13 protein-coding genes are annotated in these 13,855 nt (G+C 72.7%); 7 read left to right on the top strand and 6 right to left on the bottom strand.

The features are described from left to right. Positions 1-131 precede the first annotated feature (131 nt). The 6 genes from HDA32_RS06615 to HDA32_RS06590 all read left to right on the top strand — a co-directional run bounded on the left by HDA32_RS06615 (position 132) and on the right by HDA32_RS06590 (position 7,458). Positions 132-1,196 carry a BMP family lipoprotein gene (locus HDA32_RS06615; RefSeq protein ID WP_312863068.1) on the top strand — a complete coding sequence of 355 codons (1,065 nt, stop codon included), beginning with the start codon at positions 132-134 and terminating at the stop codon, positions 1,194-1,196. A gap of 114 nt (positions 1,197-1,310) precedes the next feature. Further along, entirely contained in the window at positions 1,311-2,903 is a 1,593-nt protein-coding gene (locus HDA32_RS06610; protein ID WP_179642361.1) for an ABC transporter ATP-binding protein, read from the top strand. Further along, a complete protein-coding gene (locus HDA32_RS06605) occupies positions 2,900-4,336 on the top strand; it encodes an ABC transporter permease (RefSeq protein WP_179642360.1) in 1,437 nt (478 codons plus the stop codon). The genes HDA32_RS06610 and HDA32_RS06605 overlap by 4 nt, the downstream gene beginning before the upstream one ends. Next, positions 4,333-5,580, top strand: a complete 1,248-nt coding sequence (locus tag HDA32_RS06600) for an ABC transporter permease (protein ID WP_179642359.1) — start codon at positions 4,333-4,335, stop codon at positions 5,578-5,580. Before HDA32_RS06605 ends, HDA32_RS06600 begins: the two co-directional genes overlap by 4 nt. 52 nt (positions 5,581-5,632) lie before the next feature. Beyond that, positions 5,633-6,040 (top strand): cytidine deaminase, encoded by a 408-nt coding sequence (locus tag HDA32_RS06595; RefSeq protein WP_312863067.1) that lies wholly within the window; start codon positions 5,633-5,635, stop codon positions 6,038-6,040. A 146-nt stretch (positions 6,041-6,186) separates the two neighbouring features. Next, positions 6,187-7,458, top strand: a complete 1,272-nt coding sequence (locus HDA32_RS06590) for a thymidine phosphorylase (RefSeq protein WP_179642358.1) — start codon at positions 6,187-6,189, stop codon at positions 7,456-7,458. On the opposite strand, the gene HDA32_RS06585 is transcribed toward HDA32_RS06590, so the two are convergent. The 5 genes from HDA32_RS06585 to HDA32_RS06565 all read right to left on the bottom strand — a co-directional run bounded on the left by HDA32_RS06585 (position 7,409) and on the right by HDA32_RS06565 (position 12,299). Then, positions 7,409-8,062, bottom strand: a complete 654-nt coding sequence (locus HDA32_RS06585) for a DUF6058 family natural product biosynthesis protein (protein WP_218882360.1) — start codon at positions 8,060-8,062, stop codon at positions 7,409-7,411. The two genes, HDA32_RS06590 and HDA32_RS06585, sit on opposite strands and share 50 nt — an antisense overlap. After that, positions 8,055-8,807 carry an ArsR/SmtB family transcription factor gene (locus HDA32_RS06580; protein WP_179642357.1) on the bottom strand — a complete coding sequence of 251 codons (753 nt, stop codon included), beginning with the start codon at positions 8,805-8,807 and terminating at the stop codon, positions 8,055-8,057. The genes HDA32_RS06585 and HDA32_RS06580 overlap by 8 nt, the downstream gene beginning before the upstream one ends. A 51-nt stretch (positions 8,808-8,858) precedes the next feature. Beyond that, a complete protein-coding gene (locus tag HDA32_RS06575; protein ID WP_179642356.1) occupies positions 8,859-9,419 on the bottom strand; it encodes a DUF488 domain-containing protein in 561 nt (186 codons plus the stop codon). 287 nt (positions 9,420-9,706) lie between these two features. Further along, positions 9,707-11,356, bottom strand: coding sequence for a phospho-sugar mutase (locus tag HDA32_RS06570; RefSeq protein WP_179642355.1), 1,650 nt, complete (start codon positions 11,354-11,356; stop codon positions 9,707-9,709). A gap of 139 nt (positions 11,357-11,495) precedes the next feature. Continuing rightward, complete coding sequence (locus HDA32_RS06565; RefSeq protein WP_179642354.1) at positions 11,496-12,299, bottom strand: purine-nucleoside phosphorylase; 804 nt, start codon at positions 12,297-12,299, stop codon at positions 11,496-11,498. A 323-nt stretch (positions 12,300-12,622) separates the two neighbouring features. Here HDA32_RS06565 and HDA32_RS06560 point away from each other — a divergent pair, with 323 nt between their 5' ends. Further along, complete coding sequence (locus HDA32_RS06560) at positions 12,623-13,006, top strand: hypothetical protein (protein WP_179642353.1); 384 nt, start codon at positions 12,623-12,625, stop codon at positions 13,004-13,006. A gap of 321 nt (positions 13,007-13,327) precedes the next feature. Here HDA32_RS06560 and HDA32_RS06555 read toward each other — a convergent pair whose 3' ends face one another. Beyond that, complete coding sequence (locus HDA32_RS06555) at positions 13,328-13,840, bottom strand: GNAT family N-acetyltransferase (RefSeq protein ID WP_246334254.1); 513 nt, start codon at positions 13,838-13,840, stop codon at positions 13,328-13,330. Between the last annotated feature and the right edge of the window lie 15 nt (positions 13,841-13,855).

The raw sequence follows: 13,855 nt of genomic DNA, 5'->3' as shown, positions 1-13,855 counted from the left end.
GCTCCGCTCTCGCCTTCATAACAACCTTTGTGCGGCGATTGGTGACGTTTTCGCGAACGGATATTGTCCGGCTGAATAACCCGGCCGGTTCGCGCATCGCGGGCCGCCGAGGGGGCTGAAGGGGAGGAAGCGTGAAGCGCAAGACTGTCGCCAGACTCGCCGCCGCAGCGGCGGCCGGCGCACTGAGCCTGGCCATGACGGCCTGTGACAGCGGAACCGGCGGCGAAGGCGGAGAAGGCGGCGACGGGGCGCAGGAGGCCTCCGACATCCGCGTCGGCCTCGCCTACGACATCGGCGGCCGCGGCGACAAGTCGTTCAACGACTCCGCCTACCGCGGCCTGCAGCAGGTGCAGGAGGAGCTCGGCATCGAGGACGTCCAGGACCTCGAACCGACGGAGGGCGAATCCGACACCGACAAGGAGAACCGGCTCAACCTCATGGCCGAGGAGGGCTACAACGTCGTCATCGGCGTCGGATTCGCCTACGCCGAGCCGATGAAGAAGGTCGCCCCCGAGCACCCCGACGTCCACTTCGCGATCGTCGACTCCGAGATCGAGGGCATCGACAACATCACCAGCCTCGTCTTCGCCGAGGAGCAGGCCTCGTTCCTGGCCGGAGCGGCGGCCGCGCTGAAGACCGAGGAGGACCACATCGGGTTCATCGGCGGCGTGGAGACGCCGCTGATCCAGAAGTTCGAGGCCGGCTACGTCACGGGCGCCGAGCACGTCAACCCCGACATCGAGATCGAGCGGGCCTACCTCACCCAGCCGCCGGACATGAACGGCTTCCAGGACCCGGCGCGCGGCGAGGCCACCGCCAGGGGCCAGTACGACGCCGGCGCCGACGTCATCTACCACGCGGCCGGCGCGTCGGGCAACGGCGTCCTCAACGCCGCGGCCGAGGAGGATGAGCTGTTCATCGGGGTCGACAGCGACCAGTACGAGAACGCCTCCGATGAGCAGAAGCCCTACGTGCTGACCTCCGCGGTCAAGGGCGTGGACACCGCGGTGCTGGAGTTCGTGCGGTCCGTCAGCGAGGGCGAGGCCCAGTCCGGCGTCCAGCGCTTCGACCTGGCCAGCGGCGGCGTCGACTACACGACCTCCAACGAGGAGCAGATCGCCGACGTCCAGGATCAGCTCGACGAGCTGAAGCAGCAGATCATCGACGGCGAGATCGAGGTCCCGACCACGCCGTGACGCGGTGGGGCGGCCGCGGCGCGCGCAACCATCCTGCGCGCCGCGGCCGCTCGTCGTCGACACAGCCGTCCCCGCGCCCACAAGGCGCGGAGCGGCCTCGAAACGAGGAGCCGGATGAGCAGCACGCATTCCGACGGCGGGACGGCACCTCCCGCCGTCGAGCTGCGCGGGATCACCAAGCGGTTTCCCGGGGTCGTGGCCAACCACGACATCGACATCACCGTCGAACCGGGCACGGTTCACGCCATCGTCGGCGAGAACGGCGCCGGCAAGTCGACGCTGATGAAGACCCTCTACGGCATGCACCGGCCGGACGAGGGCAGCATCGCGGTCGGGGGCAGGACCGTCCAGTTGGCCTCCCCCTCCGACGCGATCAAGAACGGCATCGGCATGGTGCACCAGCACTTCATGCTGGCCGACAACCTCACGGTGCTGGAGAACGTGGTGCTGGGCGCCGAGGACCGGTACGGCATCGGGGCCGGGGCGCGGGCCCGGATCACCGAGCTGTCGCAGCAGTACGGGCTCGGCGTGCGACCGGACCGGCTCATGGAGGAGCTGGGCGTCGGCGACCGCCAGCGCGTGGAGATCCTGAAGGTCCTGTACCGGGGCGCGCGCACGATCATCCTGGACGAGCCCACCGCCGTGCTGGTGCCGCAGGAGGTCGATGAGCTCTTCGACAACCTGCGCGAGCTCAAGCGCGAGGGCCTCACCGTCATCTTCATCTCGCACAAGCTCGACGAGGTGCTCTCGGTGGCCGACACGATCACCGTGATCCGGCGCGGGACCACCGTCGCCACGGTCGCCCCCGAGGGGACCACCGCGCGGGAGCTGGCCACCCTGATGGTCGGCGGGCAGTTGCCGGTGCCCGAGCTGCGGGAGTCCACGGTCGGCGACGAGGTCGTGCTCGGCGTCGAAGGGCTCAGGGTCGCCTCGGCCGACGGCCGCACGGTCGTCGACGACGTCTCCCTGAGCATCCGCCGGGGCGAGATCGTGGGCATCGCCGGCGTCGAGGGCAACGGCCAGTCGGAGCTGATCGAGGCCGTCATGGGGATGCGCCCGGTCGAGCGGGGCCGGATCGTCCTCGACGGCACCGACATCACCGGGCGGCACACGCGCGCGATCCGCGAGGCGGGCATCGGCTACATCCCCGAGGACCGGCACCGGCACGGCATCCTGCTGGAGTCACCGCTGTGGGAGAACCGGGTGCTGGGCCACCAGACGCGGCGCCCCAACGCCAAGGGCATGTGGATCGACCGTTCGGGCGCCCGCGCCGACACGCGGCGCATCGTGGACGCCTACGACGTGCGCACCCCCGGCGTCGACGTCCTGGCCGACGCGCTCAGCGGCGGCAACCAGCAGAAGCTCATCGTCGGCCGGGAGATGAGCGGCGAGCCGAAGGTCGTCGTGGCCGCCCACCCCACCCGGGGCGTGGACGTCGGCGCCCAGGCCGCGATCTGGGACCACCTGCGCGCCGCGCGCGCCCAGGGTCTGGCGGTGCTGCTGGTCTCCGCCGACCTCGACGAGCTGATCGGCATGTCCGACACCCTGCACGTGATCCTGCGCGGCCGGCTGGTCGCCCAGGCCGACCCCTCGGCGGTCACCCCCGAGCAGCTCGGGTCGGCCATGACCGGGGCCGGGCTGGATCCCGGACACGACGCCGCCGCACGGGACCGGCGGCCGGCCACGGAAGACGAGGCTGGAGAATGAGGACGTCCATCTCCGCCCCGGTGGGCGCCGTGCTGGCCTGCGTGGTCGGCGCCGCCGTCACGGCGGTGCTCGACCTGACGCTGATCGCCCCCGCCGCCCTGGCGATCGCCGTGGCCGCGGCCTTCGTGGTGGCGGTGCTGGTCGGCTCGGCCACCCCCGACGCGGACTCGGCGCTGCACCGCGGCCTCGTCGCCCCCATCGCTCTGGTCCTGTCCGTCGTCGCCGGGCTGCTCGCCGCGGTGCTGCTCGACCTGTGGCTGATCGAGCCCGTCGCCTACCCGCTGGGCGCCCTCGCCGGTTCGGCCGCGGCGTTCCGGCTGTACCGGAGGCTCGGCACGACGCTGGCGCTGGCGATCGCCGCCGTCGCGGTCGCGGGCGTGCTGGCGCTGGCGATCACCGCGGTGGTGCTGCTGGCCACCGGCGTCGACCCGGTCTACACCTTCGGCCGGATGCTCTCCTACGGCACCGAGCCCAACAGCCTGGTGACCGTCGTCAACACCGGCACCACCTACTACCTGTCGGCGGTCGCCGTGGCGATCGGCTTCAAGATGAAGCTGTTCAACATCGGCGTCGACGGGCAGTACCGGCTCGCCGCGCTGCTCGCCGCGGCCGTCGGCGGCGCGTGGGTGCTGCCGCCGGGGCTGCACCAGTTCGTGATCATCCTGGTGGCGGTGGTCGTCGGCGGCTTCTGGGCCGGGATCGCCGGCTACCTGAAGGTGGCGCGCGGCGTGTCGGAGGTCATCTCCACGATCATGCTGAACGCCGTCGCGACCGGCATCACCGCCTACCTGCTCAGCACCGACCGGCTGGCCATCGAGATCGGCACCAACAACATCGGCACGCAGCCGATCGCGGAGTCGGGCTGGGTCCCGGGCTTCCCGACGGACTTCATGGGCGCGGGCCGACCGGTCTTCGGGCTGGTCCTGCTGGCGGCCGCCGTCGGCGTCGGCTACTGGCTGATGCTCAACCGCACCCGGTTCGGCTTCGACCTGCGCGCCACCGGGCAGTCGGCGACCGCGGCCCAGGCCAGCGGCGTCGACGTCAAGAAGATGGTGGTCGCCTCGATGGTGATCTCGGGGATGGTGGCCGGGCTGGTCGGCATGCCGCAGCTGCTGGGCGACTCCCACTACTACGCCCTGGACTTCCCGGTCGGGCTCGGCTTCACCGGCATCGCGATCGCGCTGCTGGGCCGCAACCACCCGGTCGGCATCGTGTTCGCCTCGCTGTTCTGGGCGTTTCTGAACCAGTCATCGCAGATCCTCGACTTCGAGGGCATTCCCAAGGAGATCGCCGTGGTCACCCAGGCGATGATCGTGCTGACCGTCGTCGTGGTCTACGAGGTCGTGCACCGATGGGGCCGGCGGTACCAGCAGCAGCAGGTGGGCCGGGAGCTCGGCCGGGCCGAGGCCGAGTCAGAGGAGGCCAAGTCATGACCCAGGCCGTGACAGTGGCGACCCCGGAGACGGCACCGCCGCGTTCCCGCAGCAGGTGGCGCGCTGTCAGCATCGCCGCGGCGGCGTTCGTCGCGCTGTCGGCGGTGCGGCTGGTGACCGGGCAGAGCGCGCTCACCGACAGCGGAACGATCCAGGCCACCCTGGCCTTCGCCGTACCGATCGGCATGGCGGGGCTCGGCGGGTTGTGGGCCGAGCGGGCGGGGGTCATCAACATCGGCCTCGAAGGCATGATGGTCTTCGGCACCTGGTTCGGCGCCTACGCGGCCTGGAGCACCGGCAATCCGTGGCTGGGGCTGGTGGCGGGCGTACTCGGCGGGGTGTTCGGCGGGCTGATCCACGCGGTCGCCACGGTGACGTTCGGCGTCGACCACATCGTCTCCGGCGTCGCCATCAACATCCTGGCGGTCGGCGCGATGCGCTACCTGTCGATCCTGTACTTCCAGGACACCCCGGGCGGCGGCGCGTCGCAGTCGCCGCCGCTGCCGGGGTTCCCCCGCGTGGGGCTGCCGTTCGTCGCGGATGTGCTGGGGCCGGTGCAGGACCGGGGCTGGTTCCTGGTCTCCGACCTCGCAGGACTGGTCATCGGCCTGACGACCGGGATGTCGGCGGTCACCCTGCTGGCGATCCTGCTGGTCCCCGCGTCGTTCTTCATCCTGTGGCGCACCCCGTTCGGGCTGCGGCTGCGCTCATGCGGCGAGAATCCCGACGCCGCGGAGTCGCTGGGCGTTCCGGTCTACCGCTACAAGTACATCGCGGTCCTGGTCTCGGGCGGCCTGTCCGGCCTGGGCGGGGTGTTCCTGGCGATGGTCGCCTCCTCGATCTACCAGGAGGGCCAGACCGGTGGGCGCGGCTACATCGGCCTGGCGGCGATGATCTTCGGCAACTGGCGGCCCGGCGGGCTGGCCATGGGCGCGGGGCTGTTCGGCTACACCGACGCCCTCCAGGTCCGCGGGTCGGGGACGGCGGTGCACGCCCTGCTGCTGCTGATCGCGATCGCGCTGGTGGCGGTGGCGGTCTGGCAGTGGCGGCGGGGCAAGCCGGTCGTCGCCGCCGTCTCGCTCGCTGTGGCCGCGCTGCTGACGGTGTGGTATCTCACCACCGACACCCTGCCGCGCGAGCTGGTCACCTACAGCCCGCACGTTGCGACGCTGCTGGTGCTGGCGCTGGCCGCGCAGCGGCTGCGCGCCCCGGCCGCCATCGGCCGGCAGTGGCGGCGGTCGTGACGGGCGGCGCGGTCAGTGCGGCGGGCACGGCGGGCATGAGCGAGGTGAAGCCGTGACGGGCGCGGCCGAGGTGGACTGGCCGCGGCTGCGGGTCGCGGCCGCCACCGCCATGCGCGGCGCCTACGCCCCCTACTCCGGCTTCCCGGTGGGCGCGGCCGCGCTGGTCGACGACGGCCGGGTGGTGGTCGGCTGCAACGTGGAGAACGCCTCCTACGGGTTGGGCCTGTGCGCGGAGTGCGGCCTGGTGTCGGCGCTGCACGCGAGCGGCGGGGGCCGACTGGTGGCGTTCGCCTGCGTGGACGGCGCCGGCGCGGCGCTGATGCCGTGCGGGCGGTGCCGCCAACTGCTGTGGGAGCACGGCGGCGCGGCACTGCTGATGGACACGCCCGAAGGGGTCCTGCCCCTGAGCGAGGTGCTGCCGCAGGCGTTCGGCCCCGAGGACCTGCGGCGGCGCCCGTGAGGCCCGAGGCGCCGTGACCCGGGACGCGGCACAGGACACGAGGGGGTTCCGCCATGAGGGGGGAGCCCCCTTGTCTTCAATTCTCCCAGCGGTGGGAATGTCACCGCCACCGCTACCGGCCGGTTGTGGATGGAGCAGGAGGGCGCATGGACGTCATCGACATTCTCGTCACCAAGCGCGACGGCGGTGAGCTGGGGCCCGAGCAGATCGACTGGGTGATCGACGCCTACACCCGGGGCGCGGTGGCCGAGGAGCAGATGGCCGCGTTGAACATGGCGATCGTGTGGCGCGGCATGAGCCGGGCCGAGGTGGCGCGCTGGACCGATGCGATGCTGCGCTCGGGCGAGCGGCTGGACTTCTCCGATCTGCCCCGGCCGACCACGGACAAGCACTCCACCGGCGGCGTGGGCGACAAGATCACGCTGCCGCTCACGCCCACCGTGGCCGCCTGCGGGGCGGCCGTGCCGCAGTTGTCCGGGCGCGGGCTGGGCCACACCGGCGGCACGCTGGACAAGCTGGAGGCGATCCCCGGCTGGCGGGCGGAGCTGTCGCCGGAGGAGATGCGGGAGCGGCTGCTCGACGTCGGCGCCGTGGTGTGCGCCGCGGGGGCCGGGCTCGCACCGGCCGACCGGAAGCTGTACGCGCTGCGCGACGTCACCGGCACCGTGGAGTCCGTCCCGCTGATCGCGAGCTCCATCATGTCCAAGAAGCTCGCCGAGGGGACGGGCGCGCTCGTGCTCGACGTCAAGGTCGGTTCGGGCGCGTTCATGAAGGACACCGCGTCGGCCGGGGAGCTGGCGCGCACGATGGTCGACATCGGCAACGACAACGGTGTGCGCACGGTCGCCCTGCTGACCGCCATGGACGCCCCGCTGGGGCGGCGGGTCGGCAATGCGCTGGAGGTCGCCGAGGCCCTGGAGGTGCTCGCCGGCGGCGGCCCGGACGACGTCGTGGAGCTGACCGTGACGCTGGCGAGGGAGATGCTGACCGCGGCCGGACCGACCGGCGGCAAGGACCCCGCCGACGCGCTGCGCGACGGCTCAGCCATGGACGCCTGGCGCCGGATGATCGCCGCGCAGGGCGGCGACCCCGACGCCCCTCTGCCCGAGGCCGCCGAGTCCCGGCCGATCCTGGCGCCCGAGTCGGGCACGCTGACCCGCCTGGACGCCCACGCGGTCGGCGTCGCGGCCTGGCGCCTGGGCGCCGGCCGCGCCCGCAAGGAGGACCCGGTCTCCCCCGGCGCCGGGGTCACCCTGCACGCCAAGCCGGGCGAGCAGGTCCGCACCGGCCGCCCGCTGTTCACGCTGCACACCGACGACCCCGAGCGCTTCGACCGCGCCGCCGAGGCGCTGGCCGGCGCCTACGAGATCAACGGCGAGTACGACCCGCTCCCCCTGGTGATCGACCGGGTGGGGTAGCGCCGCGCTCCCCGGCCCCGGGGAACCGGGCGCGGACGGCGTCGATCATCGTGTCCCGCGAGACGGGTCCGCCGAAGCGCAGCCGGTCATAAGCGGTGAACGGCGGCTCCAGCGCGTCGAGTCCGTCGACGGCGCGGTGGAGGTCGTCGATCCACCGCCGCGACTCCGGCCGCGGATCGCCCAGCATCCGGCCGATCGCGCCGGTCAGCTCGTCCTTGCGCCGGATGCTGTCCGGTGTGACCGAGCGCAGGCAGACGTAGCGTCCGCTCAGGTACGCCTGCCATTCCCCCGCGCCCTGCTCGGGGTCGGACCAGTGGGCCTGGAACCACTGTGCGAGCCGTTCGGTCCCGCCGGCCCGCTCGGCGGGTTCCAGCAGGTCGGCCGGAACCATTTCGGTCCCGTCGGAGCGGAGGTAGCTCGGCAGCGGCAGGCGTCGGGCGAGGATGTCGGCGCGGACGGCGTCGGCCGGGATCGACCGCGCGGCGCACAGTTCGTCGAGCGCCACGAAGTGCTCGTCGACGTAGGCGTCGTCCGCGGGCGTCATCGGGTGGTCGCCGTTGACGGCGGCGAACCGCGCGGCCACCTCCGCCTTGAGTTCAGACATGGACGGGGTCCCTTCCGGTTGGAGGTGCTGGATCCGGCCGGTCCGGCCGATCCGGCCAGTCGAGGCCGAGGAGTTCCCGCAGCGCGGCCCCGCCCTCGGGGGTGACGCGCACGGCGCGCCGGTCGCCGGTGCGCACCAGCCAGGCGCGGTCGAGGAGGATCCGGTACAGCACGGCGCCGCACGCTCCCGCCAGGTGGGGGCGGCGCTCGGTCCAGTCGAGGCACTCCCGCACCGCGGGTCTGCGCCGCGGCCAGGTCGCGGGGTCGGCGCCGAGGTCGGCGAACCAGGCGCGGCCGCGCTCGGTGATGGCCAGGCCGGATTCCCGCGCCAGCAGGCCGCGCGCCGCCATGGCGTCGGCGATGGCCACGCCGAGCCGCCCCGCCAGGTGGTCGTAGCAGGTCCGGGCCTGCACCATGGCGTGCTCGGCCCGGACCTCACGCAGCCCGCGGGGCGGGTCGTCGATGCGAGGGAGGTGCGCGGTCAGCCGTTCGATCAGGTCGGCGGTCTCGACGTCGGCCAGCCTCAGGTAGCGGTGGCGCCCCTGGCGGACCTCGGCCAGCACCCCGGCCGCCACCAGGCGGGTGAGGTGGGCGCTGGCGGTGGAGGCCGCGACCCCGGCGTGCCGCGCGAGCTCCCCGGCCGTCCAGGTCCTGCCGTCGAGCAGGGCGAGGCAGAAGGCCGCCCGCGTCTCGTCGGCCAGCAGCGCCGCGAAGGAGGCGAACCGGTGCGCCTCGGTGGTGACCATGGCTTCAGCGTGCCATCCCGACGGTTCGGCCGGCGCCGAAGTGTCCGTTCCTCAGGTCGGATCGGTCGGATCGGCCTGGTCCGCCGGGTCGGCCGGATAGGTCACGCGGTGGCCGTCCACCCTGGCGAAGGAGGTGAGCCGGTGCTCGGTGGATTTGCGCCCGTCGATGACGTCGACCACGTCGATCCCGCGCACCAGCAGGGCGTCGCCGATCAGGGAGCGGTGGCAGCGCCAGGGCACCGCTTCGGCGCACATGATGGCGGTGGGGACGCGTTCGGCGGCCTCGATGAGGTCGGCCAGTCCGGCCGCGAACTCCTCCGTCTGCATGTGGTCGGCGTAGCCGCGGAACCCGGCGTTGCGCCAGCCGGCGTTGGCCGACGACGGCCTCCGCGCCGGTCTGCGGCCGCCCAGCCCCTCGATGCGGCGGTAGGCCAGACCGGCCTCTGCCAGCGCCTCCCGCAGCGCCTCCTGCCCGAACTGCGGGTTGGCGCGGGACCCTGCGAATCTGCGCACGTCCACCACCTGGCCGACGCCGTGGGCGCGCAGCACCTCGATGAACGCGCCGATCTCCCTGGTGGAGTGGCCGATCGTGTGGACGCGGAGCCGTCCCATGGCGGTGTCCCCCTCCCTTTTCGGACCGCGCGTGGTGGGGCCGGCGCCACCGGCGCTTCGGGATCGGGCTCCCGCGGCCCCGCGGTACGCGGCACCGCATCGTTGCGGGTGTCCGTCACGCGTTTCCATTCGTGCGAGGAGATCCCACATGTCCAGTGCGGAACCGTACCGGCGCGAAGCCGTGCCGACCGGCGTGCACCTGGCGTCGGTCGTCGCTGCGCTGGTGTTCATGTTCCGGCCGGACGCCAACGCCTACTTAAGGTTCACCGAATCAACGACTCAGGACACTAGCCCCCGATGGCGCGGGCGACCGCGTCGTGCAGGGCGGTGAGGTGCTCTTCGGCCGCGCGGCGGGCGGTCGCGACGTCGTCGGGGGCGGGCAGGATCACCTCCAGGTAGGCCTTGAGTTTGGGTTCGGTACCCGACGGGCGCAGGGTGACGTGGGCGCGGACCGCGCCGCCGAGGCGGTAGCGCAGGGCGTCGGTGGGAGGCAGGCCGCCGTGGCCGACGGCGAAGTCCTCGACGGCCTCCACCGGCAGGCCGGCGAAGCCCTTGGGCGGTTCGGCCCGCAGCCGACGCATCGCCTCGGTGATCCTGGACGGTTCCTGTGCGCGCACCGACAGTTGGCGGGTGCGGTGCAGGCCGTAGCGGCGGGCCTGGTCGTCGAGCAGGTCGAGCAGGGTCCTGCCCCGCGCCTTGGCCCCCGCCGCGAGCGAGGCGACGGCCAGGGCCGCGCTGATGCCGTCCTTGTCGGCCACGGGTCTTCCCCCGTCGCCGCCCAGGCAGTAGCCCAGCGCCTCCTCGTAGCAGAAGACGTTGCGCTCGTCCTCGCCGCCCGCGCGCACCAGCCATTTGAAGCCGGTCAGGGTCTCCGCGCAGTGCACGCCGTGCGCCGCGGCGATCTTGGGCAGCAGGCTCGCCGAGACGATGGTCGTGGCGACCAGGCGGCCGTCTCCCCGGGTGCGGCCCAGCACGTGCTCGGCGAGCAGGCCGCCGACCTCGTCGCCGGTGAGCAGGCCGTGGCCGGGGACGGCGACCGCCAACCGGTCGGCGTCGGGATCGTTGGCGAGGACGAGGTCGCTGCCGTCGCGCGCACCCGCGGCCAGTGCGAGGTCCATCGCACCGGGCTCCTCCGGGTTGGGGAAGGCCACGGTGGGGAAGTCGGGGTCGGGTTCGGCCTGCTCGGGCAGCACGCGCGGGGCGGGGAAGCCCGCTCGGTCGAACGCGGCGAGCAGGGTGGCGGCGCCCACGCCGTGCATGGGGGTGTAGGTGACGGAGACGTCGCGCTCGGGTCCGAGCGGCAGGGCGGTCACCGCGGCGAGGTAGCGCTCGACGGTCTCCTCGCCGAGGATCTCGGGGTCGCCGCCGAGCGGGAGGGTGTCGACCCGGCCCACCGTGTCGATCGCGATGGAGATCCCCTCGTCCAGCGGCGGCACGATCTGGCTGCCGGCCGCGGGACCGAAGCCGCCGACGTAGACCTTGTAGCCGTTGTCGCGGGGCGGGTTGTGGCTGGCGGTGACCATGACGCCGGCATCGGCCGCGCGGTCGCGCACGGCGTGCGCGAGCACCGGGGTGGGCAGCGTGCGCGGCAGTACCAGGGCGCGGCAGCCCGCACCGGTGAGCACGGCCGCGGTGTCGCGGGCGAACTTCTCGGACCCGTGGCGGGCGTCGTAGCCGATGACCACCGTCCGTCCCGGTCCCAGCCAGCGGGCCAGTCCCGCGGCCGCGCGCATGACGGTCACCCGGTTCATGCGGTTCGGTCCGGCGCCCAGCTCGCCGCGCAGGCCGGCCGTTCCGAACTCCAGCCGTCCGGCGAAGCGGTCGGCGAGCCCGGCCTCGTCGCCGCGGTCCAGGATCGCGGCGAGTTCGGCCCGGGTCTCGGGGTCGGGGTCCTGCTCCAGCCATTGCAGGGCCTGGTCGCGGTGGTTTCCGCCCATGTGGTGCGCCGCCTTCCTCTCACTGATGTTTGACCACCGTGTTCGCACAGAGGGTTGGCGTCGCAGTGTGCGCCGCCGGCGGCACAGCAGGTCCGAGCCCTGGAAGTCCCGCCCCGCGAACACAGCGCTCAGAGTTCGATCAGAGCCGCTCGACGATCGCGGCCAGCAGCCGGCCGACGTCGGTCGCGGCCTCGCGGCCGGCCTCCAGGACCTCCTCGTGGTCGAGGGGGCGGTCGGCGAGTCCGGCGGCGACGTTGGTGACCAGGGAGATCCCCAGCACGCTCGCCTCCTGCTCCCTGGCGGCGATCGCCTCGAGGGCGGTGGACATGCCCACGAGGTCGGCGCCCATGGCGCGCAGCATCCGGATCTCGGCCGGGGTCTCGAAGTGCGGGCCGGGCATGGCGGCGTAGACGCCCTCGGCGAGGGAGGGGGCGGCGTCGCGGGCCAGCGCGCGCAGCGACGCGGAGTAGGTGTCGGTGAGGTCCACGAAGTTCGCGCCGGTCAGCGGGGAGCGCGCGGTGAGGTTGAGGTGGTCGGTGATCAGCACCGGTTGGCCCACCTCGAATTCGGAGCGCAGGGCGCCGGCGGCGTTGGTGAGGATGACGGTGCCGGCGCCCGCTGCGATGGCGGTGCGCACGTTGTGCACGACCGCGTCGGTGCCGTGGCCCTCGTAGAGGTGGGTGCGTCCGAGGAACACCAGCAGGTCGCCCTTCCCGGCCTCCCCGCGCACGGTGCGGACCCGGCCGACGTGCCCCTCGACCTGGGGCTTGCGGAACCCCGGCAGCTCGCTGACCGCGAACTCCCCGCCCACCGTTCCCAGGGCGTCGGCCGCCGGGGCCCACCCCGATCCCATGACCAGCGCGACGTCGAAGGAGTCGGCTCCGCTGCGGGAGCGGAGCTCGTCGGCCGCCTCCCTGGCGAGTTCGTGGGCGTTGGTGTGCACGGTCGGCTCTCCTCGTGGTCGCGCTACTACGATGCGGACCACCTTATACCCCGCGCGGAATTGCCCGGCGGTTTTCCGGTCATGACCGAAAGGCCGCTTCCGCACTATATGGGCCGCCCCTTTTTCGACGCACTCGGGTTATCCCCAGGAAATAGTCTTGGCTTGTTTTTTCGAGTTTCACCGAGTAGCGGCGTGCATCACATTTCCTTCTGAGTGAGGCACTGGATTCCTTGTTTTTCCGCTGCGGGGCGACATAGAATTATTGCGTGGATTCATTCGCGCCACCCCAACCGGTCGGGACCGGTGCGCCTTTCCCGCGGAACGTGGACGCGGCGCCGGTCTCGATGGTCGCGGCGTGGGTGGGAGAGGTCGGCCAGGACTCCCTTTCAGGCTCGGAGCTGCTGGATTTCGCCGCCGCCTGCGAGCGCGCCCGGCGTGAATCGGAGTCCCGGCAGCTCACCGCGATTGCACGGTCGGCCGCCGAGGCGAGATGCCGGGAGCACGGCTCCTACGGGCACGCCGAGGAGTGCGCCGCGGCCGAGATCGCCACCGAATTGGAGCTGCCGCCGGGCTATGCCGCCGGGCGGACGGGCCACGCCTCCCGGATCACCGCGTGCTTTCCCGGGGTGCACGCGTCCCTGCTGAAAGGGGAGATCGACTCCGACGCGGCAGAGAAGAGGCCTCATGGAGAAAGACTTGAGTTTTAAGCTCGGCCATCGGGGGTTGTGAACCTCAGCCCAAGGAGGGATCCGCGGTGACCGGGCGACGGTGCACGCCGCCCCCCCCCGGCCCCAGGAGGTCGTGAAGCCTCAGCCCCAGGAGAGATCCGCGGTGACCGGGCGATTCTCTCGTGTGGCCGAAGGCCCGTGGACGCAAAATCGCCCACCCGCGCGCCTACTCCTTCCCGGGGCCGAGGTTAAGACTCAAGGAAGAAGACCCCCGGAGAAAACAAGCCGGAAGTGTAAGAGGTCCGCACCGAGCCTGGGAGCGCGCGACCGGCTTCGCCCGGTCATCCGCAGATAACGGCGTCATTCCCCGACGGGGCGGCGCAGGACGTATTGGGGGCCCGCGTCGCCGCCGAGGTAGCGGCGGCCGGTGTGGGCGAAGCCGCCGGCCAGGTAGGCGCGGACGGCCGCGGGATTGCCCTCGTTCACGGTGAGCAGCACCTCGGTGGCCTCGGGGGCGATGCCGCGCACGAGAGAGTCCAGGGCCGCGCAGGCCGCCCGGCCCACCCCCTGCCCCTGCCACTGCGGGTCGATGTAGAACGCCCGCAGCAGGACGGCGCGCGCCGGGTCGTCGGCGATCTCGCCGAGGACGCCGAGGCGGTCGACGATACCGAAGCCCACCGGCACATCGGAGCACAGGACGGCGAACGGGGTGCGGTTGGGGTCTGCGTCGGCGCGCGGCAGCGTGTTGACCGCCTCGGCGCTGAAGCGATGCTGGCCCGGCGCCAGCCGGAGCTTGAGGACCGCGGCCCGCAGGTCGGCGACCCTTGGGGAGTCGCCGTCCAGCCGCACCAGCTCGACGCCCGCCGCACGCATCTCCGCCGTCCTCCC

This window comes from Spinactinospora alkalitolerans, from assembly GCF_013408795.1.
Taxonomy (GTDB): Bacteria; Actinomycetota; Actinomycetes; order Streptosporangiales; family Streptosporangiaceae; genus Spinactinospora; species Spinactinospora alkalitolerans.
This window is presented reverse-complemented; position numbering and strand designations above follow the sequence as displayed.

What these genes read in the sequence shown, in the direction of transcription:
- HDA32_RS06555 (WP_246334254.1), bottom strand. Translation starts at nt 13,840, where the DNA reads ATGCGTGCGGCGGGCGTCGAGCTGGTGCGGCTGGACGGCGACTCCCCA.
- HDA32_RS06575 (WP_179642356.1), bottom strand. Translation starts at nt 9,419, where the DNA reads ATGGGACGGCTCCGCGTCCACACGATCGGCCACTCCACCAGGGAGATC.
- HDA32_RS06580 (WP_179642357.1), bottom strand. Translation starts at nt 8,807, where the DNA reads ATGGTCACCACCGAGGCGCACCGGTTCGCCTCCTTCGCGGCGCTGCTG.
- HDA32_RS06570 (WP_179642355.1), bottom strand. Translation starts at nt 11,356, where the DNA reads ATGGGCGGAAACCACCGCGACCAGGCCCTGCAATGGCTGGAGCAGGAC.
- HDA32_RS06600 (WP_179642359.1), top strand. Translation starts at nt 4,333, where the DNA reads ATGACCCAGGCCGTGACAGTGGCGACCCCGGAGACGGCACCGCCGCGT.
- HDA32_RS06585 (WP_218882360.1), bottom strand. Translation starts at nt 8,062, where the DNA reads ATGTCTGAACTCAAGGCGGAGGTGGCCGCGCGGTTCGCCGCCGTCAAC.
- HDA32_RS06605 (WP_179642360.1), top strand. Translation starts at nt 2,900, where the DNA reads ATGAGGACGTCCATCTCCGCCCCGGTGGGCGCCGTGCTGGCCTGCGTG.
- HDA32_RS06610 (WP_179642361.1), top strand. Translation starts at nt 1,311, where the DNA reads ATGAGCAGCACGCATTCCGACGGCGGGACGGCACCTCCCGCCGTCGAG.
- HDA32_RS06590 (WP_179642358.1), top strand. Translation starts at nt 6,187, where the DNA reads ATGGACGTCATCGACATTCTCGTCACCAAGCGCGACGGCGGTGAGCTG.